Genomic DNA, 25,725 nt, shown 5'->3' with positions numbered 1-25,725 from the left:
GCGACGTCCTGCGCCCCGGGGAGGGCGTTCACAGGCCGGCGTACTTGGTGCCGGCCTGGTCAGAGCCGGCGAAGCTTGCTGGCGCGGGTCCGGGTCGCTTGGTCTGGCGTCGGAGTCGCGCTGTTTGGTGCGGTGCGGCGGCGGGTGGTCTTAGACGGCTCGCCGTCGCCCTAACCGCACTACGGAGTCTGGTTTTCGGAGGACGCTGCTGGAAGGGGAACCTTGTCTGGGCCTCGCGGGAACTCTTCACCCCGGTACGGGTGAGGGTTGAGCCGTGCGGGGGACGCCGGTGCCCCACGGTGGGGGAGGTCGCTACCCCATCAAGCCGCGTTGGTCGCCTATCCGAACCAACGCGGTGTGGGTAGCCGCACTTGCGCGGTCAGGCGAATGAGGAATCAGGGACGCGGGCGGGCACTCCCGCCACCGTCGCCCCCGCGGGCACGTCGCGCGTCACCACGGCGCCGGCGCCGACGATCGCGCCCGCCCCCACCGTCACGCCGCCGAGGATCACGCTGCCGGACCCGAGGCTCGCGCCGTCCTCGATCGTGGTCTCCAGCAGCTCCCAGTCGTCCTCGGTCTGGAGCGCGCCGCCGTCGGCTGTCGCCCGCGGGCGCTTGTCGTTGATGAACATCACGCCGTGGCCGACGAATACGCCGTCGCCGATCGTGATGCCGTCGCAGATGAACGTGTGGCTCTGGATCTTGCACGCGGCGCCGATCCGGGCGCCTCGCTGGATCTCGACGAACGTGCCGATGCGCGTGTCGTCCCCGATGCTGCACCCGTAGAGGTTCGTGAACGAGTAGACCACGACGTTCTCGCCGAACTCGACGTCGTCGATCAGCCGGTACGGCGCGTCGTTGCTGGGGGCGTCGGGCATCCGCGCAGGGTAGTCCGAGTGGATGGCGTCAGCCGCCGTGGTGGCCGGGCTGTGCGACGTCGATGCTTCCGAGGCGCTCGTGCAGGCCGCCCATCAGCTCGGCGATCTGCTCGGACTCGGCTTGGCGCAGTCCTCGGAACAGGCGGGCGACCTCCGGGTGCCCGTCCTGCGAGGCCTCGAACTCGAACACCCGATAGCGCGCGCGCAGCTCTAGGTTGAGCGTCAGCGCGCGCAGCAGGTTCTGCAGCGTCTGGTCGATCCCGTCATCTCGCAGGTCTCGCAGGCTCGCGCTGGTCGCAGGGTGGCCCGGATGGTTCGGCACGCCCTCCAGGGTGGCGCGTTCGCGTGCCCTGCGAAAGGTGGTGTTCTCCCTCGCCCCTCGGGCCTTTTCCTCCCATGCGTGGGTGGCTGAAGTCACCCGCTGGCCGGATGTCCGATGACGCTGCGGGAGAAAAATCCCCCGAGCGGCCGATCACATCCCTAGGATCTCGCCAAGCAGGGAAGCCGCGGACCAGGAGGATCCGGACTTGATCGACAGGGATGACAACGAAGAGAATGCGCTGCGGACGATCGTTGCGGACGATGATCCGCTCGTTCGCCGCCTGATTCGTGACACGCTCCAGCGTGCCAGCGTGACCGTGATCGCCGAAGCCTCGACCGGCCGGGAAGCCGTAGAGCTGGCGCTCTTCTATCGCCCTGACGTCGTGGTGATGGACTTCATGATGCCCGAGATGGACGGCATCGAGGCGACGCGCCGGATCTACGAGAACGACCCCTCGATCCGCGTCGTGCTGCTCACCGGCGCCGGCGACGACGAGCTCGGGCTTCGCGGCCTGCGAGCGGGCGCGGCCGGCTTCCTCTCCAAGGAGGTCGAGCTCGACGCGCTGCCGCGCGCGCTGCGCGGCGCGATCGAGGGCGAGGCCGCGATCTCGCGCCGGCTCGCGATGCAGCTGATCGAGCAGTACCGCGCCGCGCCGCGTGGCGGCGCCGGCCTGCGCCCGGTGCGCTCGCGGCTGACAGACCGCGAGTGGGAGGTCCTCGACCTCCTGGCGACCGGAGCGACGACCGACGAGATCGCGCGCACGCTCGTGCTCTCGCCCGAGACCGTGCGCTCGCACCTGAAGAACCTCTATCGCAAGCTCGAGGTCAACTCGCGCGAGGACGCCGTGCAGGCCGCTTCGCGCCTGCGCACGCTGTCTGGCCTCGTCGCGTAGGGCGATCCCACCCGCCCCTGTAGCGTTCCGGCGCACATGGGCCTACCGCGCTGGATGGAGCCGCTGCTCGAGGCGGGCGAGACGAAGGAGCTCGACCGCTGGGCGATGCAGGAGAAGGGCATCCCCGGCTCCGAGCTGATGGAGCGCGCCGGCGAAGGTCTCGCCGGCGTCGTGGCGCGACGGGCGCCGGCGGGGCGGATCGCGATCGTCTGCGGCAAGGGCAACAACGGCGCCGACGGCGTCGTCGCCGCGCGCCATCTGCGCGCGGCCGGCCGCGACGTCGAGGTGCTGCTCGTGTGGCCGGCGGAATGGATGGGCGAGGACGCGCAGGCGCAGCTCGAGCGGCTGCCCGGGGCGAAGCCGCTGCCGTTCGAGGCAGGCCGGCTCGACCGCGCGCACGTGATCGTGGACGCGCTGCTGGGCACCGGCTCCTCCGGCTCGCCGCGCGAGCCGGCCGACAAGGTGATCGAGGCGATGGAGGCGGCCACGGCGCCGGTGATCGCGTGCGATGCGCCGTCCGGCGTCGACGCCTCGACCGGTGAGGTTCCCGGCCCGGCAGTGCACTGCGTGGCGACCGCGACGTTCCACCGCCCGAAGCTCGGGCTGTCCGTCCACCCGGGGAAGGCGTACGCGGGCGACGTCGAGACGATCGACATCGGTATCCCGCGCGGCGGGCCGGTGCAGCCGCAGGCGGGGCTGATCGGCGCCGGCGTGCTGCGCGAGATGCCTCGGCGCGGCGCCTCGTCGACCAAGTTCTCCTCGGGCAACGTCTTCATCGTCGGCGGCTCGCGCGGGCTGACCGGCGCGCCCTCGATGTCCGCCCTGGCCGCGATGCGCACCGGCGCAGGCTACGTGACGGTCGGCGCGCCGGCGAGCCTGGAGCTCAGTTTCACCGTGCGGCTGCTGGAGGCGATGATGGTCGGGCTGCCCGAGGACGGCGCCGGGCACCTCGACCCGGCGGGCGTCGAGCCCGTCCTGAAGGCGACCGCGCGCGCCGACGCGGTCGTGCTCGGGCCGGGGCTCTCGAAGGACCCGGACGCGCAGGCGCTCGTCCGGGCCGTCGTCCCGCGGATCGACCTCCCGCTGCTGATCGACGCCGACGGCCTCAACGCGCTCGCGGGGCACCTCGACGAGCTCCTCCCGCAGCGGCGCTGGCCGACGGTCCTGACGCCGCACGCCGGGGAGCTCGGCCGGCTGCTCGAGGTGGATTCCAAGGAGGTCGAGCGCGCGCGCCTGCGTCACGCGCGCGAGGCGGCGGTACGCTCGAAGGCGTTCGTCGTGCTCAAGGGCGACGACACGCTGGTCGCCGCGCCGTCGGGGCGGGTGGCGGTCTCGCGCGGCGGCGCGCCGGGCCTGGCCACGGCCGGGACGGGCGATGTGCTCTCGGGCGTGATCGGGGCGATGCTCGCCAAGGGCATGCCGGTCGCCACGGCGGCGTGCGCCGGAGTCTACGTGCACCTGCGCGCGGGGCAGCTCGCGGCGGCCCCGCACGGGCCGGATGCGGTGATCGCGTCGGACGTGATCGCGGCGCTGCCCGCCGCGCTGAGCGCCTAACCTTCCCGCTCTCATGGCGACGGTGCGCGAGATCATGCAGACCGGCGTCGCGACCGTGCACCCTGACGACACGATCGAGTCCGTCCTGCGCGCGCTGCGCGACCACGAGCTCCCGGGCATCCCCGTCGTCAACGAGGGGCAGCGGTGCGTCGGCATCATCACCGAGGCGGACCTGGTCATGGCCGGCGAGGAGGAGGATCTCCACCTGCCGCACTACTTCGAGCTCTTCGGCGGGATCGTGTTCCTGGAGTCGACCAAGAAGTTCGAGGCGCGGCTGCGCAAGGCGACGGGCTCCCTCGCGCGTGACCTGATGACCGCGAACCCGATCACGATCTCGCCGGACGCGAGCGTGGAGGAGGCCGCGCGCGTGATCGCCCGGCGCAAGCACAACCGGCTGCCTGTCGTCGAGCACGGGCGCCTGGTCGGGGTCGTCACCCGCGTCGACGTCCTCGACGCGCTGATCGCGGACTGATGCCGCTGCGGGCGCTCGCGCGCGTCGACCTCGGCGCGATCTCCGCGAACTGCGCGCGGCTGGCCGCGCTGGCTCCGCTGTGCGCGGTCGTGAAGGCGGACGGGTACGGGCACGGCGCCGTCGAGGCCGCGCGGGCGGCGCAGACGGGCGGCGCTGCCTGGCTCGCGGTCGCGACCGCCGGCGAGGCGGCGGAGCTGCGTGCGGCGGGGATCGGCGGGCCGCTGCTCGTGATGGGCGCGCTGTCGCCGGAGGAGCTGGACATGGCCGTCGCGGCGGGGGCCGACATCGTCGCGTGGCGCGAAGAGTTGATCGCCGCGCTCGCCGCCCGCGCGCGCGCTCCCCGCGCATCCTCCCCCGGCGACATCGGCGTGCACGTCAAGCTCGACACGGGCATGGGTCGTCTGGGCACGCGCGATCCTGACGAGGCGACGCGCGTCGCCGAGCTCGTCGCTGCGACCCCCGGCCTCCGCCTCGCGGGCGCGATGACCCATTTCGCGACCGCCGACGACGACCCCGCGTTCATGGCCGAGCAGCTCGGGAGGTTCCTGCCCTGGGCCGACGCGCTCGCGTCCCGCCACCCGGGCCTGATCCGCCATGCGTCCAACTCCGCCGCGGCGCTCGGCAACCCCATCGCGCGGCTGGACATGATCCGCTGCGGCATCGCGATCTACGGGATGGATCCGTTCCACCGCGACCCCGCCGGGCGCGGCCTGCGCCCAGCGCTGGAGCTGGTGTCCTACGTCGCCGAGATCAAGCGCGCGCGGCCGGGGGAGAGCGCGGGCTACGGGCGCCGCTTCATCGCCGAGCGCGACACGTGGCTCGCGACGATCCCGGTCGGGTACGGCGACGGCATGCCCCGCGGGCTCACCAACCGCGCGGACGTGCTGGTCGGCGGCCGGCGCGTGCCCGTAGCCGGAACGGTCTCGATGGACAACATCACGGTCGACCTCGGCCCGGGCGAGCCGCCGCCGGTCGGCACCGAGGCGGTGCTGCTCGGCGCGCGCGGCGGCGAGCGCATCCTCGCCGAGGAGTGGGCGGCGGCGCTCGGCACGATCAACTATGAGATCACCTGCGGCATCACGCCTCGGGTCCCGCGCGAGTACGGCGCCGCGCCGGCCGCCGCTGGAGGCCGGTGAGCGGCGAGGCGATGGCCGCCGTGCGCGAGGCGCTGGCCGGGGAGCGGGCGTGGCTCGTGGGTGGCGCGGTGCGTGACCGCCTGCTGGGCCGGCCGACCGACGACATCGACGTGACGATGGCCGGCGACCCGCGCGCCGCGGCGCGGCGGCTGGCGAAGGCGACCGGCGGCGCGTCCTTCCGCCTCTCCGGGGCGTTCGGCACCTGGCGCGTCGTCGGGCCCGGGCACAGCTGGCACGCCGACCTCGTGACGCTGCGCGACGGCGAAATCGAGGCCGACCTCGCCCACCGCGACTTCACCATCAACGCGATGGCCGAGCCGATCGGCGGCGGCGAGCTGCTCGATCCCCACGGCGGGCGCGAGGACCTCGCCCGCGGGATCGTGCGGATGGTCTCAGCGCAGGCGCTCGCCGACGACCCGCTGCGCTCGCTTCGCGCGGTCCGGATCGCGGTCGAGCTCGGGCTTGAGATCGATCCGGAGACCGGCCGCGCGGCCGCCGCGCACGCGCGCGAGATGGAGCGCGTCGCGCCGGAGCGCGTGTTCGGCGAGCTCAAGCGCGTGATCAGCGCCGACGACGTCCGCCGCGGGCTCGAGCTGATGGAGGCGTACGGGCTCACGGCCATCGTCCTGCCCGAGCTGCAGGCGCTGCACGGCGTCGAGCAGAGCGTCTTCCACCACCTCGACGTCCACGACCACACGCTCGAGGTGCTCGACGCCGTCGCACTGCTGCAGCGCGACCCGGTCGCCGCGGGCCTGGGGGAGGACGTCGCCGCGCTGCTCGCCGAGCCGCTCTCGGACGAGCTCACGCGCGGCGGCGCGATGCGCTGGGCGGCGCTGCTGCACGACGCCGCCAAGCCCAGCACCCGTGGCGAGACGCCCGAAGGGCGCGTGACCTTCATCGGGCACGACGCCGAGGGCGCCAAGCTTGCGCGTGACGTCCTCGGCCGGCTGCGCTCCTCGACGCGCCTGCGCGACTACGTCGCCACGCTGATCGAGCACCACCTCGACCTCGGTTTCCTCGTCCACCGGGGCCCGCTCGACCGCCGCACGATCTGGCGCTACCTGCAGGCGACTGCGCCGTTCTCCGCCGACGTGACGATCTTCACCGTCGCCGACCGGATCGCCACGCGCGGCCGCAACGCCGGCGCCGCGATCGCCGCCCACCTGGTGCTCGCGCGCGAGATGCTGTCCGCCGACGCGCCGGCGCCGCCGCTGGTCCGCGGGGACGACCTGATGCGCACCCTCGGGATCCGGCCGGGCCCGCAGCTCGGCCGGCTGGTCGCCCAGCTCGCCGAGGCCCAGTACGCGGGGGAGATCTCCACGCGCGAGGACGCGATCGCGCGGGCACGCGAGCTGCTCGGCTGATCAGGCGCCGGCGCCCGCGTCGCGCCCCCGCGCCGCATCGAGCAGCACGCGCGCCGCCGTCGAGGCCGCGGCGAGGAACTCGCGCGCTTCGTAGAGCTCCTGCTCGGCGAAGCGCTCCGGCGCCGGCGCGAGCGGGAGGACGACCTCCTCGCCGCTCGCGGCGACGAGCCACACCGACATCAGGTGGAGGTCGGGGATGCGCAGCATGCGCGGCTCGAACGCCGTGTGCGCGAGCCGCGGCCGCTCGTCGATGTGCTCGAGCGCCGACTCGGTCGCCTCGACGAACGGACTCGTCTCGATCTGCGTGTGCCCGCCGCGATCGCTCACCTCGATCGCCGCGTGCCGCGCGGGGCCGGCGGTCAGGAAGCGCCAGCCGACCGCCTCGGCGAGCTCGCCGACGCTGTCCGCGGACTCGCCGAGGCTCGCCAGCGGCGTCAGCTGCATCACGAACAGGCGCAGCGGGGCGGTCACGTATCCGGCCTCGCCCCGGCGCAGGCGCGGCAGCCACGCGAACGGGCCGCGCACGGCGGCGGTCGCGGCCTGGACGGCGGCGCGCGGCGGGTGCGGCTCTATCGAAGGCATCTCACGGCACGGTCTCGTACGTGTGCGTCCACATGCCGCGGTGGTCGTAGGCGTCCCGGAGCGCGTCCAGCGTCAGCTCGACCGTGCGGGGATACGCCGGATCGTGCACGCGGATCCGCCACGACCCCCACCAGGGCCGGTACCCGTCGACCACAAGGAAGTGCCCGAGCTCCAGCTTCACGCGCACGACGACCGGCCTGCCGCCGTTGAGCTCGCGCACCAGCCGGCGCCGCCGGACCGGCGCCGCGAGCCGGTCCCCGAGGTTCGCGGTGTGCATGAGCGCGTCGTAGACGTTCGCCGTCCGGACGCAGTCAGGGTCGCCCTGGCAGCAGGTGGTCATCGCCAGCGTGGCGTTCGCGACGCCGCACTGGGTCCACGCCGAGGCGGGGTCGTAGAACTTCGACACCGCGGTCGCGCAGGCGGCCCAGCACCAGAGCTCCCGGCGCTGGCGCGCGACGTCGACGTCCAGCATCCGCCCCGCCAGGCCGGCGCGCCTGGCGACCGCGACGGCGAGCTCGCGAGCGATCACGGGCTCACCTCGGCGGATAGCGCTTGGTCAGGCCGTCGGCGAAGAAGCCGAAGAAGATCCCCAGCAGCGCGGCCACGATCGCCACCGCCGCCTGGTTGTCGCTCACGACCGACCAGCGCTGCCAGCCGCTGAACGGCACTGAGAGCGTCCAGAGGGAGAACGCGGCGGCGGCCAGCCCGGCGGGGAGCCAGGTCCGGCGGGGCACGCTCCCGGTGGACGCCCACGCGGCGGCGGGGACCCAGAGCAGCGCACCGACGGCGAAGGCGGCGAGCAGCACCACCGAAGGGCGGGCGTCCTGAGCGGCCGCGAGCGCCGTGACTCCGGCGACGTACAGCGCGAGGACGTCACCCGGAATCCACTTCGTGAGCCGGTCGACCGCGTTCTGCAACGCACGTCCGCCGCCGCTCGTGCCCTGCGCGTCGGCGGCCGGGGCTGGAGGCGGTGACGCCGGGGGCGCAGGCGCGGCCTGCGGCGCCTGGGGCTTCTGGCCGGCCGCCTTGTCGGCGCCGCCCTCCTCGTTTTCCCCCGCGAGCGTCCGGCGCCGTTCTCGCACGCGCTCCGCCGCCATCCCTGTATCCGCTCCGACACGCCACACGCTCACGGGATCTCCTTCCCGAGGCTGAATACCGTCCGGCGCCGAACATACAGGAGGATCGCTGACCGCGGCGAGAACTCTTGATCCGGCAGTGGGTTGCTACACCCTTCTGCATGCGCGCACCGATCACGCTGGACCTCCACCTCCCCAACTTCAACTACCCCGATACGCCGCCAGATCGGCTGTTCAAGAAGCTGGCGGAGATCGCCCAGACGGCCGAGAGCTCCGGCTTCAGCTCCATCACGGTGATGGATCACGTGCACCAGATCCGCGGGGTCGGGCCGCGCGAGAACTACATGCTCGAGGGCAACACGATCCTCGGCGCGCTCGCCGCCGTGACCGAGAAGGCGAGCCTGGGCCTGCTCGTCGGGGGCGTGATCTACCGCAACCCCGCGCTGCTCGCCAAGCTCACGACGACGCTGGACGTCATCTCCGGCGGCCGGGCGGTCCTCGGCATCGGCGCCGCGTGGAACGACGAGGAGTCGCACGCGTACGGGTTCGACTTCCCGCCGCTCAAGCAGCGCTTCGAGGAGCTCGAGGACGCGCTGAACATCGCGCGGCTGATGTTCACGCAGTCGGAGTCCTCCTACGAGGGCAAGCATCACAGCATCAACGGCGCGCTCAACAACCCGCAGCCGCTGCGCGGCGACATCCCGATCCTGATCGGCGGCAGCGGCGAGCGCAAGACGCTGCGCATGGTGGCCCAGTACGCCGACGGCTCGAACGTCTTCGGGGACGTCGAGCGGGTCAAGCACCTGATCTCGGTGATCGAGCGCCACTGCGAGGACGTCGGCCGCGACCCCGCCGAGATCACCAAGACCCGCAACGGCAGCTTCGTGGCCGGGCGCACGCAGGAGGAGGCCGAGCGCAAGCGCGACCGGCTGCTCGAGTCGGGCCAGCTGACCGAGGAGCGCCTCCCGAACACGCTGATCGGCGGCCCCGACGAGCTCGCACGCCAGGCGCAGGAGTTCAAGGACGCCGGACTGGACGGGCTCACCGGGTCGATCCCGGACGTCTACGACCTCGAGGCGATCGAGATCGTCGGCCAGGCGATCGGCCCGGTGTTCGCCTAGCGGCGATCGTCGTCCTGCGCCTGCACGGCGCGGGGCGGGTCATGTTCACGCTCGCGGCGACCGCCGGAGCGTGAACGGTGACCCGCCGCGTGAGCGTGTCCTACGGGTTCGTCGTCGACAGCGTGAACGTGAGCGTCTTCGAGTAGCTGCCCGTCCGCAGCGCGTCGTTGGCGTCGATCCGCTGCTTGAACGCGATCGCGACCGTGTCGTTGGACACCGGCTCGGTCCACGCGCTCTTGGACAGCTCGACCACGAGCGGCTGCGGCAGCGAGAAGGCGCCGTTGGTCATGTGCCCGGGGTCGGAGTAGGACAGCGTCGCGTCGCCCGCCGTGGAGATCACGGTGGCCTTGGTGGACGCCGTGTAGTCGCCCCCGACGCCCGGCGTGAACGCGCCGAAGGACGCCGGCGCGCCGAGCGCGAGCGACAGCGTCGCCGGCACCGTGCCGCCGGCCGTCCCGTCCTTCGCGTCGAGCTTGCCGACCTTCACCTGCGCCTTGGCCGCCGCCATCGCCTCGGGCGTGTTGTCCTGGCCCGGCGTCGCGCCGCCCACCGGCACGTCGCCGTTGGCGAGCCCGAGCGACTCGACCCCGCCGGGCGGCGCGCACGCCGCGCTGCCGGCGATGTTGGCCGCCGTGACGTTGTAGCCGCCGACGCTCACGACCGGGCTGCGAGCGCCCAGCGCGGACGCCGCGTAGGTCTCCGTCACCGTCTGGGACTGCCCGGGCCACAGCGTCACGAAGTTGTCGCTGTAGGTCGCGGGGCGGACCTGGTTGTCGCCCGCGTCGGGCGTCGACCCGGTCCCGCGCCGCACGTCGACGCGCGCGAGGAACGCAACCGTGCTCGAGCGGTTCGTGAGCGTGACGTCGGTCGTCGTCGCGCCGCCGGCCGTGCGCGTCGTCGCGCAGGCGTCGAGCGTCGTCATCGGCAGCAGGCCGTTGATCGGGTCCTGCGCCGGCGTCTGCAGGTTGCGCAGGTCGCCGTAGGTGGACAGGTTGGGGTAGGCGCTGCCGCTGTAGGCCGGCACGTCGTTGACGGTCGACAGCCAGTAGACGTTGCGGTCGATCACCTTCGTGCCGCGCTTGAGGAGCAGCTCGAGGAAGTACGTCCGCTGGGGCACGCCGTTGACGTCGGGCAGCGTCGGGTTCGGGATCGTGAACAGCTGGTTCATCACGCCCTGGCTCGGCAGGTGGATGTTCCAGGCGTCCTTGCTGTCGAGCACCTTGCCGGTCATGTCGTAGGTGCGCGCCGTCACGGTCAGCCCGTTCTGGGGGTGGCCGGTGAGGTTGGCGACGTTGACCTGGCGGTTGCCCGGGTCCGACTCAGGCGCCGCGTAGGAGTAGTACACGTGCAGCGCCGAGTTGGCCTTCTTGGCGCCGAAGTACGTGCCCGACTGGTCGTAGTCGTAGTTGTAGAGATTCCAGAGCAGGCTCGGCATCGGCTTGTTCATCATCCAGTAGACGAGGCCGGTCGACGGCGAGTCGGTCCGCGTCGAGTGGTCGATGTAGGCCTCGAACTGCGCGCGCACGGACTCGTAGTTGAGCGCCTGTCCCTTGCGCACGAAGTCGTTGATGCTCGGGCTGTTGGCGTACAGGCCGGTCGCCCCCGGCGGGTTCGTCGGGCACGTGACCGGCGCCGCCGTCCAGGTGCCGTAGCGCCGGCAGACCGCCGTCGCCAGCACGCCGATGTGCTGGAAGCTCGAGTAGCTGGTGCCGCTGTCGCGCGAGCCGGTCCCGGAGTTGAACAGCCGCAGGTTCGGCGAGGTGACCATCTGCGTCTGCGCCGCGGGCGGCATGAAGCGGTCCAGTGAGTCCTTCGTCGGGACGGTCGAGCCGGGGCTCGCCTCGGTCTCGAACGCCCACGCGCCGCCGCGGTTCACGAACGCCCCGCTCGTGCACGGGTTGGCGCCGCTCGAGCCGGAGCAGTTGAGGCTGTACGCGTAGCTCGGCGGGAACCAGTTGTACGGGCCCTCCTTCATGCCCGACGGCCCGAGCGTGGACGTCGACTTGTACTCCGCCGAGGCGATCAGCGGGATGTCGAAGTCGGCGTCCTTGAAGCCCTGGATGGCGCCGGCCTCCTGCGCCGGCGCGGGCGTGTTGTCGCTCCAGCTCCAGAAGATCACGCTCGGGTGGTCGCGCTGCTGGCGCCCGAGCGTCAGCGCCGTGCGGTAGTTGGTCTCCTGGTCCTTGGCCGTCCAGCTGGAGCCTTCCTCCCAGAAGTTGCAGCACAGGTAGCCGCCATAGACCAGCAGGCCGGCCTTGTCCATCTCGTCATAGAACGAGTCGGGCTGGTCGTCGCCCTCGAGCCGCAGGCCGTTGAGGCCCATCGCCTTGATCAGCGCGATCTCGTTCGACAGCCGCTCCTTCGAGTAGCGAAGGAACATGTCCTGATCCATCATGCCGCCGCCGCGGAAGACGAACGGCTTGCCGTTGACCGAGAACCAGCGCGAGCCGTTGTAGGCGCGCGTTCCGGGCGCCGAGAGCCACGTCTTGACCGTGCGGATGCCGAACGTCTTCGAGACGACGTCGGAGGTGGCACCGGACTGCGAAGCCTTGATCGAGAGGCCGTACAGCGGCTGGTCGCCCATCTGGTACGGCCACCACAGCTTCGGGTGGTCGAGGTGCACCGGGTCGAACGTGACGGTCTTCGTCTCGCCCGCCGCCAGGCTGAGGGCCTGGTGGAGCTTGATGTCGGCGCCGCCGCCCGGCGAGCTGATCGTCGCGTCGACGTCGCCGGCCTGCGGGCTCTGGGTCGTGTTCTCGACCGTGCCCTTGACCGTTAGGTCCGAGCTGGACATGTCGTCGGCGTTCTTCTGGTTGACGTGCGCGTCGCTGAGCTGCAGCGCGTTGGCGACGTGCAGGCGGACCGGGTACTTCAGGCCCGTGTTCTGGTCGCGCGCCGTCTGCGTCCAGTCGTTGAAGTCCTGCGTGAGCATCGCGCCGGGGTCGTTCGGATAGAGCTTGAGCGCGAGCGCGTTGGCGCCGGGCTTGATCAGGCTCGTGATGTCGAACGTGTACTCCGGCTCGGAGCCCTGAAGCTCCGCACGCGTGGCGACCTGGGTGCCGTTGACCCACAGGTCCGCCTGACCCATGATCCCGCGCACCTCGAGCGTCGCGGCCTGGCCGGGCTGGAGGTTCGGCGTGAACTCGGTGCGGAACCACCACGGCACGTTGTACGGCGCGCCGGGAAGGCCGTGCGCGTCGCTGGGCTGGGGCCCCTGGCACGCGGTGATGTTCTCGCCGTAGAAGATGTTGTCGGCACCGCACTGCGCGCTCGCCGGCGTGTTCTGCAACTGGGCGGCGACCTCCGTGCCGACGGCGTTGGCGTCGTTGGTCTTGACGGGCAGCCAGCCCGTCGTCGAGTACCCGGGCTGGGAGAGGCCGTCCCCCGGATCGGTCGCGATCGCGCTGCTCACCACCTGCCAGTCCGGTGCGAGATCGACCGTCGAAGCCGATGCGACGGGTGCCGGGAACGCGCACAGCACCGCCGCCGCGAGCACTGCGCGCAGCGTGGGTCTAGACATCCTGCTCCTTCCCCTCGAATCCGTGGCAATTCGCAAGGATGCTTTCCGAACACGCCCGACCCGCCCGCAGAGCAGCTGATCGGTGACATCTATTCGTTAAGTTCCTTGCTATTTGACCCCGCGGGGAACGTACCACCAATCAGCGCCGTGGGCAATAGAACGGGCCCCGCTTTCGCGGGGCCCGTGCACGTCGAGGTATCGGGATTCGGCTAGATCGGAGACGAGGGCCGCGCGAGGCCCTCGGCGAGGTCGCCGAAGCCCGGGGCGACGATCGCGCCGGGCTGCGCGATCAGCTCCTCGGCCACGAGCGCCTCGGTGGTCAGCAGCAGCGCCGCGACAGACGCCGCGTGCTCCAGGCTCAGGCGCGTGACCCGCACCGGGTCGATCACGCCCTTCTCGAACAGGTCGCCGAACTCGCCGGTCAGTGCGTCCAGGCCGTGGCCGTCCGGCATCGCGCGCACCTGGTCGACGGTCGCGTGGCCGTCGTAGCCGGCATTGGAGGCGATCCAGTACAGCGGCTCGTCGAGCACGCTGCGCACGACCTCCACGCCGCGGGCGTAGTCGCCCTTGAGCTGCAGGCGGTCCAGCGCCGGCGACGCGCGCAGCAGCGCCGTGCCGCCGCCCGGCACGATGCCCTCCGAGACCGCCGCCTGCGTCGCCGCCAGCGAGCCCTCGGTCCGCCGGAAGCGCTCGGCGCGGACCGTATCCGTCGCCGCGCCGACGCGGATCACCGCGAGCTTGGACGCGAGCCGGGCGATCCGCTCCTGCATGATCTCGACGTCGCGCTCATGCACCGCGCGCGCCAGCTCGGCGCGGATCTGCGACAGCCGCGACTCGACCTGCTCGTGCGTGCCGCCGCCTTCGACAAGCGTGGTCGAGTCGGCCGTCACGATCACCCGTCGTGCCGTGCCGAAGTGCTCGCGCCGCACGCTCGTCAGCGACAGGCCGGCCTCCTCGGCGATCACCGTGCCGCCGGTGAAGGCGGCGATGTCGCCCAGGTGCTGGATCCGCCGGTGCCCGAAGCCCGGCGCGCGCGCAGCGACGGCCTCGATCGTCTTGTGCTGGTTGTTGGCCACCAGCATCCCGAGGGCGCCGCCGGAGACGTCCTCGGCGAGGATGAGCAGCGGGCGCTGGTCCTTCATCACCGCGTCGAGCGTCGGCAGCAGGTCGTTCGGGTGCTTGAGCGGCTTGTTGGTCAGGAGGATCAGCGGGTTCTCGAAGACGGTCTCCATCCGATGGGTGTCGCGCACCATGTACGGCGACACCCAGCCGTTCTCGACCACGACGCCCTCGGCGTACTCGACGCCGATGCCGGGCGTGTCGGACTCCTCGAGCGTGACGACGCCCTCGGGCCCGACGCGCTCGAGCGCCTCGGCGACGGCCTCGCCGATCACCTCGTCCTCCTTGGCGGCGATCGTCGCGACGTGCTTGAGCTCCGCACGGCCCTGCACCGGCCGTGCGACGCGCCTCAGCTCGGCAGAGATGCAGTCCATCGCCTCCTCGATCCCGCGCCGCAGGAGCATCGGGTTCGCGCCTTCGTCGAGCGCGCGCATGCCCTCGCGCACGATCGCCTGGGCGAGCAGCGTGGCGGTCGTCGTGCCGTCGCCGGTGAGGTCCGACGTCTTGTTGGCGACCTCGCGCACGAGCTGCGCGCCCATGTTGCGGTACTGGTCGGAGAGCTCGATCTCGCGCGCGATCGAGACGCCGTCGTTGGTGATCGACGGCGGCCCGGCGAGTCTCTCGAGCACCACGTTGCGACCCTTCGGGCCGAGCGTCACCTTGACCGTGTTGGCCAGCGCGTCGACGCCATCCTGGAGCAGGCGGCGGGCCTCGTGGTTGAAGTACAGGCGCTTGCCCATGGGTAACGTTGCCTCCTGGTTAGGCCGGGACGAGAATGCCGCGGCCCTGCAGCCGCCCTTGGTCGAGGTCCGCCATCGCGTCGTTGATCGCGTCCAGCGGATACGTGCTGGTGTGCAGCGTGACCTTGCCCTGCGCGGTCAGCGTCATCAGGTCCTGGAGGTCGACGTAGGTGCCGACGAGGTTCCCGATGAAGGAGATCTCGCGCGAGATGATGTCGATCGTCGGCACGTTGATGTTCTCGCCGTAGCCGATGACGTAGTAGAAGCCGCCGTCCTGCAGCATCGCGACGCCGTCCTCGATCGCGCCCTTCTCGCCGACGAAGTCGATGATCGCCTCAGCACCCATCCCGTCGGTGAGCTCGGCGACCGTGTCGCGCTGCGAGCCGTCGACCTTGACCGTGTGATCGGCGCCGAGCTCCTTCGCGAGCGCGAGCGCCTTCTCGGACGGGTCGACCACGATGATCTCGGTCGGCGTGTAGGCCTTCAGGCACTGGATGCCGATGTGGCCCAGGCCGCCGGCGCCGATCACGACCGCCTTGGTCCCGGCGCCGAGCACTCCGATCGCCTTCTTGACGGCGTGGATCGCGGTCAGCCCCGCGTCGGCGAGGGCGGCGATCTGCGTCGGGTGCAGCGACGGATCGAGCTTGACGACCGAGCGCGCGCTCGTGTGCAGGAACTCGGCGAAGCCGCCGTCGCGCCCGATGCCGGGGAACTCCCCGTTGACGCAGTGCATGTCGTCGCCGCGCCGGCACGGCCGGCACAGCCCGCAGGAGATGAAGGGGTGGACGATCACGGTGTCGCCGACCTCGACGTTGGTCACGCCGGAGCCGACCTCGTGGATCCAGCCGGCGTTCTCGTGCCCCGGCACGTACGGGAGCGCCACGCCGGACTTCTCCGCCCACTGGCCCTCCTGGATGTGCAGGTCGGTGCGGCACAGCCCGGCCGCCCCGATCTTCACGACCACGTCGAGCGGGCCCAGGATCTTGGGCTCGTCGATCTCCTCGACCTTCAGCGCCTCGTGATAGGCGTGCAATCGCGCGGCCTTCATGCAGCCACTCCCTCTTTGTACCGGGTTCTCAGCAGATCGCGGCACATGCCGCCGTTGGTCTCCAGCGACAGCGCGGTGAGGCCGGCGAGCCGCTTGAAGCGCGGGAGCTCGTCCGCGCTGACCGGGTCCCCGTCGCCCTTCACGAACGCCGGCGCACCGTCGCTCGCGTCCAGCCCCAGGGCGCGCCGCAACTCGCGGCAGCGCTCGGCATCGGGCCCCGAGAGCTGGCCGAGCGTCGCGCTCGCGGGGTCCGCGACGGTGGCGAGCAGGCGCCCCTCGCGCGCCACCAGCGCCTTGCGCTGGAACAGCCGGCGCAACGCGTCGAGCTCGCCCTGCGTCTCCCCCGGGAAGGCCTCCGAAAAGCCCTCCCCGCGGCAGACCGCGGCGTTGATCTCATCGCCCGTGTAGTGGTCCTCGAGCTCGATCACCACGCCTCGGACGCCGGCGACGTGCCCCACGGCGGAGCGCGCGTCGGCGGCCATCAGGAACGCGAAGTTGGGCGCGCACTGCGGCGTCGGAAGCCGCAGGCGCACCTCCACGTCGCCGTCTGAGGTCACGACGCAGGAGCCGACGAAGCCGAGCGTGGTGATCGGCTCGTCGAGCTCCGGGTCGTAGACCGTCCCGAGCTGCTCGAGAACTCGGGAGCGGAGACTCACCCCCCGACTCCCACGGCGCTCTCGGGGGAGGCCGGCTCCTCCGCCGACACCGGGATCCGCAGCTCCTCCGGCACCTCGACGCCGTACAGCCTGGCGCCGTTGAGCCCGAGGATCTTCTTCTTGCCCTCGACGCCGAGGCGCGGGTAGTCCGCGAGCTCGGAGTCATCGGGCATCTCCCAGTCGAGGAAGCCCTCGATCTGCCACTTCGGCTCCCAGATCGCGTAGTCGGAGCCGAACAGCATCTTGTCCTCGCCGACCCAGAACAGCAGCTCGCCCATGACCTTCGCGAAGAACTTCGGGCGGGCGTGCATCAGACCGCCGATGACCACCGACAGGCCGGCGTAGACGTTGGGCTCCTGCGTCGCCATGAAGCAGAAGTCCTCGATCCGCGGCAGGCCGACGTGCTCGACGATGAAGTTGAGCTTGCCGTTGTAATCGGTCGCCACGTGATCGATGTCGGAGACGTCGAAGGCGTCCTTGTCCAGCGGCCAGATCGTCGGGCCCTTGTGGACGTGGATGTTCTTGATCCCCAGCTCGACGCACTTGTCGAGGAACGGGCGGGCCTCTGGATCGGTCAGCTTCCAGCCGCGCGAGCCGTTGTGCCACTCGGCCGTGTAGAGCTTGACGCCCTTGAGGTCGTACTTCTCGTTGTCGGCCTCGAGCTGGCGCAGGCCGGCCTCGCCCTCGCGCGGATCCCAGCGGCCGTTGAGGATCAGCTTGCCGGGGAAGCGCTCGAGCAGCGACGCGTTCTGCTCGATGTCATTGAAGCCGTTCTTGTACCACTGCTTGAGATACGTCGACTGGAACACGGCCTTGTCGACGCCGCCGTTGACGAAGACGTCCTTCTCGAAGTCCTCGACCGAGTACTTCTGGAAGTGCTCGATCGACCAGTGCGTCTCCGGCGGTCCGAGCCCCTGATAGGCGTGGAAGCACTCGATCCAGCCCTTGGCGTACTGCTCCTGTCCCTTGACCCAGTTCTCCGGACTGGCGTCCCAGAAGTGGAGATGGCTGTCGAAGATGAAGTACTTCTCGCCGTTCTTCTCGTACATGCAGGACCTCCTAATCGACAGGCTGCAGGTCGAACCCGATGTACTCGGCGGCGTCCTCCGGGTTCGCGAAGAGCACGACCCGATCGTCAAGGACAACCATACGCCCGTAATGGGTCGACATGATCTCCTCGAAGTCGTCGTTGCCGAAGTCGTCCCAGCCGAGCGCCTCCGCGATCTCGGCGTAGTCGAAGTCGATTTTGCCGACGCCGTCGACGCGGATCATCGACGGCAACTCGCTGACGGTGACGTTCTCCTTGCCGCGCATCACGTTCGCGACGACGTAGCCGACCTGGTTGTTCATGAGCGTGACGCCCGCCTTGTTCGAAGACGAGCGGTCGGACGCGAACTGCGTCATGCCTTGACCTCCTTCGGGGCCTCGAGTCCGATGTCGCTCAGCAGGCTCTCCATCCGCGCCCGCGAGCGCTCGAACGAGTCCTCGAAGCGAATGATCTTCTCCGACAGCTGCGACCAGATCGGCTGCAGCTGGCGTCCCGCGTCGACGGCCTGCGGGACGTACTCGGCCAGCCAGCCCTCCATGATCTCGCGGTTGTCGGCGCCGTGCTCGGCGTCGTCGGCGAGCATCCGGAACAGCGCGCGGCCCGAGCGCTGATCGCGCGCGGCGTCGGACTCGCCGGCGCCGATGATCGTCGGCGTCACGAAGTCGCCGTGCGGCGCCGCGACCTGCATCACGAAGCCGGAGCGGAACAGCTCGCCCACGAGCGGCTCGAAGACCGCCGTCGTGGCGAACAGCGCCTCGCCCCAGTCGCGGATGCCGGTGAGCCGCTCGACCAGCTCGCGCGTCGGCTGCCAGATCGGGTCGTTCTGCCACGCCTCCTTGTGCACCGAGCCCTGGAAGCCCTCGATCTCCTCCGACAGCGTGAGGTTGTAGAGGATCAGGTCCTGCGCGAAGCGCAGCTTATGCGCGGCCGCGACGGCCATCGCGTTGTTGATCATGTTCGTCGGCGCGTCGCGCTGCGCCGGCGTGTAGACGTGCAGGCCGAGGCCGTGCTCGGCGTGCGCCCACGCGAAGACGTGGCGCTCGAGCACCCGCACCCACGCGGAGTTGAAGTTCGCGAAGGCGTGCGCGAGGCGGCCCTGCTCGATGTTCTGGGAGATCTGGCGGACGACGTTCGCGTTGTTGCGATAGATCGTCTGCTCCCACTCCTCGTTCGGATCGAGGTACTCGTGCCAATTGGACGACTTCAGCGCCGTCCACTCCTGCGGGTAGCCCGCGTCGCCGTTGGCGAACGCGTAGACCCACCCCTGCGTCAGGTGGCGCGCGGGGTCCGGCTGGACGTCGACCGTGACGTCCTCATAGACGGTGGCCCGGCGCTTGCGCGGGGTGAAGTAGTTGTAGCTGCGGCTGGTCCAGGACGGGAACTCCTGGGCGCCGGCCTCGGCGTCCGTGAAGACCGGCTTGGGGACGCTGCGCTCCTTGGCCTCCGTTGCCATGGGTCTCCTCTCTCACTCGTCGGCGGTGGTGGTGAACTTGTCGAAGTAGATGTGCGCCTCGGGCACGCCCTTGGCCTCAAGGAGGGCGATCGCCGCCTCGACCATCGGCGGCGGCCCGCAGACGTAGGCGTCGACGTCGGAGATGTCGTCCTCCAGGCGCTCGACGACGTCCGTGATCAGCCCCGTCTCGCCGTTCCAGCCGTTGCTGTCCTCCGAAAGCGCGGGGACGAAGGTCCCCGGCAGGGCGGCGAGCTCATCGAGGTGGAATAGGTCTGCCTCGGTGCGCGCGCCGTAGTAGTAGGTCGCTTCTCGCTCGCTCCGGGTCTCCTCGAGCGAGCGCAGCAGGGAAAGGATCGGCGCCATTCCGGCGCCTCCGCCGATGAACAGCAGCCGGCGCGGGGAGCTGGCCCGCAGCGTGAAGACGCCGTAGGGCCCGGTGACCTCCAGCGCGTCGCCGGGCTTGATGGCGCCGTCCGCGAGCAGGCCAGAGAAGCGGCCCCCCGGGTACAGCTTGATCATGAACTCGAGCTCGCCGGGCGCGCTCGAGTGGGTGTTCGCCATCGAGAACGAGCGGTGCGCGTCCTCGTGGCCCGGGACGTGGATGTCCACGTACTGCCCCGGCCTGAACTCGAACGGCTCGTCGTCCTCGACGCGAAGGTGCAGGCGCCGGATGTCGCTCGTGAGCGACTCGACCGCCTCCACGCGGGTCTTCACAGTCCGAGGCGGAGTCCCGCCGTGGAGGATCTCCTCGTCGTAGTTGATCAGCTCGACCTCGAGATCCGAGTACGGGTGCGCCCGGCACAGCAGCGTCCAGCCCTCGGCCTCCTCGAAGTCGGGCAGAGCGAACGTCGAGTAGCGGTCGAGATCGACCTCGCCGTCGAGCAGGAACGACTTGCACGCCGAGCACTGCCCCTCCTTGCAGCCGTGCATGAGCATGATGCCCTGCCGGAAGGCGGCGTTGAGGACGGTCTCCTCCTCATCGACCTCGATCTCGATGCCGACGGGCTCGAAGCGGACGGTGTGCGTGTTCCCCATGGCTGTGTGTGGGGGAGCCGGCGCGCCGCCGGCCCCCGTCGTACTTCGGCTACGCCGCCGCCGGACGGCCGGCCGGGCCGCCGCGCTTGTATTCGGCGATGTGCGCCTCGCGGTCCTCGGGCGACATCGCGTTCAGGAGCACGTTCGGGCTCTGGAGCGTGATCCCGCGGACCTCGTCGAGCGTCCACATCGCCTTGGGATCGAGGTTCAGGTGCGGCTGCGGGACGAGGGTGTGCCCGTCGTCGCGGACGAACCCGCTGTCCTCCATGATCTCGGCCACGTCGCGGCCGTGGTGCAGGGTCTCCCACTCGCGCATGCCGGCGAGCCGGCCCATGCTCGGGGTCGGCCGGCCCTCGTACTCAGGCCGGAAGGCGACCTTGTCGGTCCAGTGGCAGGTCTCCGAGCAGTACGTGCGGACCTGGCCGTCGACCTCGTCCACGACCGTGTCCTCGCGGATCAGGCATGGGACCATGCACGTCCAGCAGCGGTGCGGGTACTGGTAGTCGGCCTCGGGCTCGAAGGCGATCGGCTTGTGGCCGTTCTTCTTCGAGAGCTCGGTGTACTTCTCCCACCACTTGCCGTACTTGTCGTACCAGCCCGGGTACTTGTACTCGAACCACTCGAAGTCCTCGTCGTCCATCCCGTCGATCCGCCAGTAGTTGGCGAACCAGCCGGTGGCGAAGAACTGCGCGACCTCGTGGATGTAGCCCTTGTTGATGATCCGGTTCCACGACTCCTCGACGAGGTCGTGGGGGACCGTCAGGCCGTACTTCTCGAGCGGGACCAGATACGACCGGTAGTAGTCGTCGTAGATCCAGCGGCGCCAGGCCTCGGCATAGGACTCGCGATCCTTGCGCCGGTCCTTGGTGCCGTACTCGATGAACGTGCCGATCGCGGCGTCCACGACGGCGTGGTTGTTCCACCACGCGTAGCGGAGGTCGCGCTCGAGCAGTTGCCGGTTGCGCTCGTCCGCGAGCGCCATGAGGATGATCGAGTAGCCGTTGGAGATGTGCCGGCTCTCGTCGGACTGCACCGAGTGGAACACGGTCGGCAGCAGGTAGTCGCCGTTCGCCGCGGCCTCGCCGGGCATCGCGACGAAGAGGACGTTCGTGAACGCCGTCTCGGCCACGATGGTGAGGTAGACGTTGGCGGCCGTGATCGCGTCGCCGGTGATGAACCCCTCGCCGAACTGGCGGCCGATCGTGCCGGCGTAGCAGTTGGCGAACCCCTTCTCCGTGATGTCGAAGCCCGCGGGGTCGATGTAGTGGTTCATGTACAGCCGCTTGAGGTTCATCTGGATCGTCGAGTGGCGAACCTCGTCGATCATCTGGATGGCCAGCCCGTTGTGGACCTCGGGGTTGGGCACCGCGTTGATCGCGAGCGGCATGGCGCGGGCGGCCGAGATCTCCGGGAACGGGATGATGCTCAGGAACAGCTTCTGCCACTCCATCCAGCGCTGCTGGACCTGGCGGAACATGTTCCCGCGGATGGCGCCGTCCATCGCCCCGAAGACGCGGTTGTCCTTCTCCTCCTCCATCGGGAAGTAGGAGCGCAGGACCTGCTTGAGCGGGTCCTTCTTGGGAGCCTTCTCGAACGTGTAGTCGGTCGGGTACTTGTCGACCGGCTCGATGAAGGTGGGCTCCCAGGAGAGCTCCTGGATCTTCTGATGGGCCTTGGTGATGCTGGCTCGGCTCAAAGCCTTACCTCCTCTGTGACGTCGCCCGACGTCCGGTGAGCGGGGACACCGGGGCGAAACACTCTTTTCACCGCGTCAGCGACGCTAGGCGGCGCTCGGAGTCGGGTGCAAGAACGGTCCGGGCATCCGCAGATGCCTGGAATCTGGAGACGTCGCGAACCGTCTCCTGCAGGGCGACGTGCTCCTCGTCGTAGGCCCGCCGCGACATCGAGATGCCGACGGCGGCGACGAAGTGCCTGCGCGCGTCGAGGACCGGAGCGGCGATGGAGCAGAAATCGCCGTCGAACTCCTCGCGCTCGACCGCGATCCCGGTGCGGCGGATCGACCGGAGCTCCGCCAGCAGCTCCTCGCGCGTCGTGATGGTGTTCGGGGTGAAGGGGCGCAGGCCGAGGGCGAGGTACCGGTTCAGCGCGTCGGCGGGGGAGAGGGCGAGCACGACCTTGCCGAGCGCGAGCGCGTGCGCATTGTCGCGGATCTCGGAGCTCAGGCCGGGCAGCTTGGGCATGCCCTGCAGGCCCCGCTCGATCGCGACGCGCAGCACGCCGTTGCGCACGACGGCGGCGTAGGCGCGCTTGTGCGTGCGCGCCAGCAGGTCCTCGACGATGCCCGAGAGATCCTGCGGGTCGGAGTCGCCGCCGACCGCGCGGCGGAACTCCGGGGCGAGTTGGTAGATGCCGCCGGGGCGCCGCACCGCGACCGTCTCGTCGCACATGCTGGCGAGCACGTTGTAGGCCGTCGAGACGCTCTTGCCGAGCCGCACGGCGACCTCGTCCGCGCGCACCCCGTCCGGCGTCTGCGCCAGCAGCCAGGTGACTTCGAGCGCGGAGCGTGCGGTGCTCAGACCACGGTGGTGCACGACACGAAGTGCACCACCCGGGCGTTACACCGGCGTTGCAGCGGCGCGGCGCAGCTCGCCGACCCGGGCGGCGGCGCGCGAACGGCGCGGATCGTGGAACTGCAGGCGCGTCAGCAGGCGCTTCCAGGCCGGCAGGTCGCGCTCGCCGCCGGGCGTCTGGACCCAGGCCCACAGCGCCTCGGGATCGTCGCCGGTCATCACCGCCTGGCGCAGCCACGCGTCCAGGTGCTCGCGCTCGCGCACGACGCCCGGCGCCTCGGAGGACGGCAGCAGCGGGCCGGGATAGCGCTCGGCGGCGTCGCGCACCCGGCCGCCGGCGAGGAGGCCCTCGACGTGGCGGACGTCGGAGTCCACATCGCACGTGAGGCGGTAGAGGTCGGTGTCGATCCACGGGCCGAGCAGCTTGCGCAGGCGCGAGACCTCGACGCGCACGCTGCCGGGGCTGCCGCCGTCGCCGTGCAGGTCGGCGCACAGCGCCTCGGCGCTGTAGCCCTGCGGATGCGCGCACAGCAGCGCCAGGATCTCGGCCAGGCGCGGGCGCACCTCGGTCGCGGCGCCGTTGAGCTCCAGCAGCGCGCGGTCGCGGCCGAGCAGCGCGAGCTTGAGCAGCGGGCGCGCGGTCCGCGAGCGCCTGGCCTCCAGCGCGTGCACGACGAAGGCCTCGTGCGCGCTGCTGACCGGCTCGGCGACGGCATGCGCGCCGGACGGCAGGAGCAGCTCGCCGCCGCCGGCCGGGACCGCGAGGCGGCCCTGCGCGCGCCAGCTCTTCGGCAGCTGCGTGATCGCGCGGCCGGAGGGCGCGACGAGCGCTTTCCCGGGCGCCACGCGGTCGCCATAACGCGCGCGCAGGCGCGCGTCTATCTCCTGCAGCTCGAGCCGCAGCGTCGCCTCGACGGCCTTCGCGGTGGCGGTCGCGACGGCGAGGCTGTGCGGGTGGACCGTCGAGAAGTCTCCCGTTAGATCGATGACGCCGAGCAGCTCGCCGGTGTCCGGGTCGTGGATCGGGGCGGCGCTGCACGTCCAGCGCTGCACGGGCTCATTGAAGTGCTCGGGGCCGAAGACCTGGACGGCGTGATCGGCGGCGATCGCCGTCCCGATCGCGTTCGTGCCGGCGCCCGGCTCGCTCCACAGCACGCCCTCGGCGAAGTTCATCATCTCGGCGGCGCGGCGCCTGACGGCGCCGGCGCCCTCGATGCTCAGCAGGACGCCCTTGGCGTCGCTGATCACGATCAGATAGCCCGCCTCTTCGGCCATCTCGGCGAGGCAGGCGTGGACGAGCGCGGCATGACGGCCGAGCGGGTGCTCCTCGTAGAGCTCGTGCACCTCCTCCTCGTCGGCGATCACCGGCGCGAGCCGGCGGCCCGTCGGGTCCACGCCCGCGGCGAGCGAGCGGCGCCAGGAGTCGGCGATCGGACCGCGAACGGACGGCTCGCCTTCGTCATCCTCGCCGAGGAAGCGCTCCCAGGCGAACCGGAGCTCCTGGGCCCGCACCGTCGGCGCCGTTGCGGCGTCGATCGCTAGCCACGTATTCGAGCCGGTCTGGCTCACGTCCACTCTCTCCTCTCGGACGCTTCCACACTAGCGCCTGTTCGCAGCATGATGGATCTTCTTGACCCGAGGCTAAGGAAGCTGGAGTTTGCGGCACCATGGCGGCACCGGTCCGTTCGATCTCGCAATCCCTGAGGCACTATCGGATGCTCATCGGCGGTGAGTGGGTGGAGTCCCGCTCGGGTGAGACGTTCGAGAGCGTGGACCCGTTCACGGGGCGCCCGTGGGCGATCGTGCCGCGGGCGGGCGCGGAGGACGTCGACGCCGCGGTCGCGGCGGCGCGGGCCGCCTTCGACGGCGGGCCGTGGCGCCGGATGCCCGGCGCCGAGCGAGCGCGCCTCATGCGCCGGCTGGCGGAGCTGATCGCCGTCAACGCCGAGCGCATCGCGGTCGTCGAGACCACCGACAACGGCAAGCTGATCCGCGAGATGGAGGGGCAGCTGCGCGGGCTGGCCGACTACTACCACTACTTCGCGGGCGCGGCGGACAAGATCCACGGCGAGACGCTCCCCCCGGACCGGCCGAACTTCTTCATCTACACCCTGCGCGAGCCGGTCGGCGTGGTCGGCGCGATCACCCCGTGGAACTCGCCGATCCTGCTGATGAGCTGGAAGCTGGCGCCGGCGCTCGCGGCGGGCTGCACGTTCGTCGTCAAGCCCGCCGAGCAGGCGCCGGCCTCCACCCTGGAGTTCGCGGAGCTGGTGGAGCAGGCCGGCTTCCCGCCGGGCGTCTTCAACGTGATCACCGGCTTCGGCGAGGACGCGGGCGCGCCGCTGGCCGCGCATCCGGGCGTGGACAAGGTCGCCTTCACGGGCTCGACCGCGGTGGGGCGGCACGTGATGAAGGGCGCGGCCGACCACCTGGCGCGGGTGTCACTCGAGCTCGGCGGGAAATCGCCGAACATCGTGTTCGCCGACGCGGACCTCGAGGCGGCGGCGAACGGCGTCGTCGCGGGGATCTTCGCGGCCACGGGCCAGACCTGCATGGCGGGCTCGCGGCTCTTCGTCGAGGACGCGGTCCACGACGAGCTCGTCGAGCGGCTCGCCGCGCGGGCACGCGAGATCCGGCTGGGCGATCCGCTGGAGGCGGCGACCGAGATGGGTCCGGTCGCCTTCCGCGAGCACCGCGACAACGTCGAGGCGCGGATCGGCGTCGCCGTCTCGGAGGGCGCGCGGCTCGTGACCGGCGGCGGCCGGCCGGGCGACGCCGCGCTGCGCGAGGGCTTCTTCGTCGAGCCGACGATCTTCGCCGACGTCTCGCCGGCGATGGACATCGCGCGCGAGGAGGTCTTCGGCCCCGTGCTCGCCGTGCAGCGCTTCGCGGGCGAGGACGACGTCGTCGCGCGCGCGAACGCCTCGGCGTACGGCCTGGCGGCGGGCGTGTGGACGCGCGACGTGCAGCGCGCGCATCGCATGGCGCGCGACCTGCGGGCCGGGACGGTCTGGGTCAACTCCTACCGCGCCGTAGGCCCGATGGCGCCGTTCGGCGGCTTCAAGGCGAGCGGGATCGGGCGCGAGAACGGGCTCACGGCGCTGGACGAGTACACGGAGATCAAGACCGTGTGGATCGAGTTGACGGGCGCGACCCGCGACCCGTTCCAACTGGGCTGA

The 25,725-nt window shown here is 71.0% G+C and carries 23 protein-coding genes; 7 read left to right on the top strand and 16 right to left on the bottom strand.

Going from position 1 to position 25,725, the window contains the following annotated elements; translation table 11 throughout:
• Positions 1-379: 379 nt before the first annotated feature.
• Positions 380-877 carry an acyltransferase gene (locus tag H958_RS48925; RefSeq protein ID WP_037411232.1) on the bottom strand — a complete coding sequence of 166 codons (498 nt, stop codon included), beginning with the start codon at positions 875-877 and terminating at the stop codon, positions 380-382.
• A gap of 28 nt (positions 878-905) precedes the next feature.
• Positions 906-1,199 carry a ferritin family protein gene (locus tag H958_RS0123055; RefSeq protein WP_028060377.1) on the bottom strand — a complete coding sequence of 98 codons (294 nt, stop codon included), beginning with the start codon at positions 1,197-1,199 and terminating at the stop codon, positions 906-908.
• A 205-nt stretch (positions 1,200-1,404) separates the two neighbouring features.
• Between H958_RS0123055 and H958_RS0123050 the strand changes: the two genes are divergently transcribed.
• From H958_RS0123050 to H958_RS43930, 5 genes are read left to right on the top strand one after another with little or no spacing between them, the layout of a single operon-like run.
• Positions 1,405-2,091, top strand: coding sequence for a response regulator (locus H958_RS0123050; RefSeq protein WP_028060376.1), 687 nt, complete (start codon positions 1,405-1,407; stop codon positions 2,089-2,091).
• A gap of 36 nt (positions 2,092-2,127) precedes the next feature.
• Positions 2,128-3,645, top strand: coding sequence for a bifunctional ADP-dependent NAD(P)H-hydrate dehydratase/NAD(P)H-hydrate epimerase (locus H958_RS0123045; protein ID WP_028060375.1), 1,518 nt, complete (start codon positions 2,128-2,130; stop codon positions 3,643-3,645).
• Positions 3,646-3,658: 13 nt separating this feature from the next.
• Positions 3,659-4,117, top strand: a complete 459-nt coding sequence (locus tag H958_RS0123040) for a CBS domain-containing protein (RefSeq protein ID WP_028060374.1) — start codon at positions 3,659-3,661, stop codon at positions 4,115-4,117.
• On the top strand, positions 4,117-5,253 hold the full coding sequence (gene alr, locus H958_RS0123035; RefSeq protein ID WP_028060373.1) for an alanine racemase: 1,137 nt from the start codon (positions 4,117-4,119) through the stop codon (positions 5,251-5,253). Before H958_RS0123040 ends, alr begins: the two co-directional genes overlap by 1 nt.
• Complete coding sequence (locus H958_RS43930; RefSeq protein ID WP_051324709.1) at positions 5,250-6,617, top strand: CCA tRNA nucleotidyltransferase; 1,368 nt, start codon at positions 5,250-5,252, stop codon at positions 6,615-6,617. Before alr ends, H958_RS43930 begins: the two co-directional genes overlap by 4 nt.
• Here the strand turns inward: H958_RS43930 and H958_RS43925 are convergent, their stop codons facing one another.
• From H958_RS43925 to H958_RS0123015, 3 genes are read right to left on the bottom strand one after another with little or no spacing between them, the layout of a single operon-like run.
• The gene (locus tag H958_RS43925) at positions 6,618-7,199 is read right to left on the bottom strand and encodes a hypothetical protein (protein ID WP_028060372.1); all 582 of its coding nucleotides are present in this window, start codon (positions 7,197-7,199) and stop codon (positions 6,618-6,620) included.
• Position 7,200: 1 nt separating this feature from the next.
• Complete coding sequence (locus H958_RS0123020; protein WP_028060371.1) at positions 7,201-7,728, bottom strand: C39 family peptidase; 528 nt, start codon at positions 7,726-7,728, stop codon at positions 7,201-7,203.
• A 4-nt stretch (positions 7,729-7,732) separates the two neighbouring features.
• Positions 7,733-8,329 carry a hypothetical protein gene (locus tag H958_RS0123015; protein WP_156028192.1) on the bottom strand — a complete coding sequence of 199 codons (597 nt, stop codon included), beginning with the start codon at positions 8,327-8,329 and terminating at the stop codon, positions 7,733-7,735.
• Positions 8,330-8,436: 107 nt separating this feature from the next.
• Here H958_RS0123015 and H958_RS0123010 point away from each other — a divergent pair, with 107 nt between their 5' ends.
• Complete coding sequence (locus H958_RS0123010; RefSeq protein WP_037411224.1) at positions 8,437-9,396, top strand: LLM class F420-dependent oxidoreductase; 960 nt, start codon at positions 8,437-8,439, stop codon at positions 9,394-9,396.
• Between the two features lie 100 nt (positions 9,397-9,496).
• Here H958_RS0123010 and H958_RS39715 read toward each other — a convergent pair whose 3' ends face one another.
• From H958_RS39715 to H958_RS39710, 11 genes are all read right to left on the bottom strand, one after another.
• Complete coding sequence (locus tag H958_RS39715; protein WP_081686186.1) at positions 9,497-12,916, bottom strand: glycoside hydrolase family 2 protein; 3,420 nt, start codon at positions 12,914-12,916, stop codon at positions 9,497-9,499.
• A 209-nt stretch (positions 12,917-13,125) separates the two neighbouring features.
• Entirely contained in the window at positions 13,126-14,775 is a 1,650-nt protein-coding gene (gene groL, locus H958_RS0123000) for a chaperonin GroEL (RefSeq protein ID WP_028060368.1), read from the bottom strand.
• Between the two features lie 19 nt (positions 14,776-14,794).
• Positions 14,795-15,823, bottom strand: coding sequence for an NAD(P)-dependent alcohol dehydrogenase (locus tag H958_RS0122995; protein WP_028060367.1), 1,029 nt, complete (start codon positions 15,821-15,823; stop codon positions 14,795-14,797).
• Positions 15,820-16,479, bottom strand: coding sequence for an iron-sulfur cluster assembly protein (locus tag H958_RS0122990; RefSeq protein WP_028060366.1), 660 nt, complete (start codon positions 16,477-16,479; stop codon positions 15,820-15,822). Before H958_RS0122990 ends, H958_RS0122995 begins: the two co-directional genes overlap by 4 nt.
• Positions 16,476-17,528 (bottom strand): amidohydrolase family protein, encoded by a 1,053-nt coding sequence (locus H958_RS0122985; protein WP_028060365.1) that lies wholly within the window; start codon positions 17,526-17,528, stop codon positions 16,476-16,478. The genes H958_RS0122990 and H958_RS0122985 overlap by 4 nt, the downstream gene beginning before the upstream one ends.
• A 10-nt stretch (positions 17,529-17,538) precedes the next feature.
• Entirely contained in the window at positions 17,539-17,883 is a 345-nt protein-coding gene (gene mimD, locus H958_RS0122980; protein ID WP_028060364.1) for a propane 2-monooxygenase effector subunit MimD, read from the bottom strand.
• On the bottom strand, positions 17,880-18,980 hold the full coding sequence (locus tag H958_RS0122975; protein ID WP_028060363.1) for an aromatic/alkene monooxygenase hydroxylase subunit beta: 1,101 nt from the start codon (positions 18,978-18,980) through the stop codon (positions 17,880-17,882). The genes mimD and H958_RS0122975 overlap by 4 nt, the downstream gene beginning before the upstream one ends.
• A 12-nt stretch (positions 18,981-18,992) precedes the next feature.
• Positions 18,993-20,015, bottom strand: coding sequence for an NADH:ubiquinone reductase (Na(+)-transporting) subunit F (locus H958_RS0122970; protein WP_028060362.1), 1,023 nt, complete (start codon positions 20,013-20,015; stop codon positions 18,993-18,995).
• A 49-nt stretch (positions 20,016-20,064) separates the two neighbouring features.
• Positions 20,065-21,711 (bottom strand): ferritin family protein, encoded by a 1,647-nt coding sequence (locus H958_RS0122965; RefSeq protein WP_028060361.1) that lies wholly within the window; start codon positions 21,709-21,711, stop codon positions 20,065-20,067.
• A 67-nt stretch (positions 21,712-21,778) separates the two neighbouring features.
• Entirely contained in the window at positions 21,779-22,567 is a 789-nt protein-coding gene (locus H958_RS0122960; protein WP_028060360.1) for an IclR family transcriptional regulator, read from the bottom strand.
• 24 nt (positions 22,568-22,591) lie between these two features.
• Entirely contained in the window at positions 22,592-24,115 is a 1,524-nt protein-coding gene (locus H958_RS39710; RefSeq protein ID WP_156028191.1) for a GAF domain-containing protein, read from the bottom strand.
• A 146-nt stretch (positions 24,116-24,261) separates the two neighbouring features.
• On the opposite strand from H958_RS39710, the gene H958_RS0122950 reads away from it, so the two are divergent.
• Positions 24,262-25,725, top strand: coding sequence for an aldehyde dehydrogenase (locus H958_RS0122950; protein WP_231379349.1), 1,464 nt, complete (start codon positions 24,262-24,264; stop codon positions 25,723-25,725).

This window comes from Candidatus Solirubrobacter pratensis (assembly GCF_000425945.1).
GTDB lineage: Bacteria > Actinomycetota > Thermoleophilia > Solirubrobacterales > Solirubrobacteraceae > Solirubrobacter > Solirubrobacter pratensis.
The sequence above is the reverse complement of the archived record's forward strand: the minus strand, read 5'-3'. Positions and strand labels throughout refer to the sequence as shown.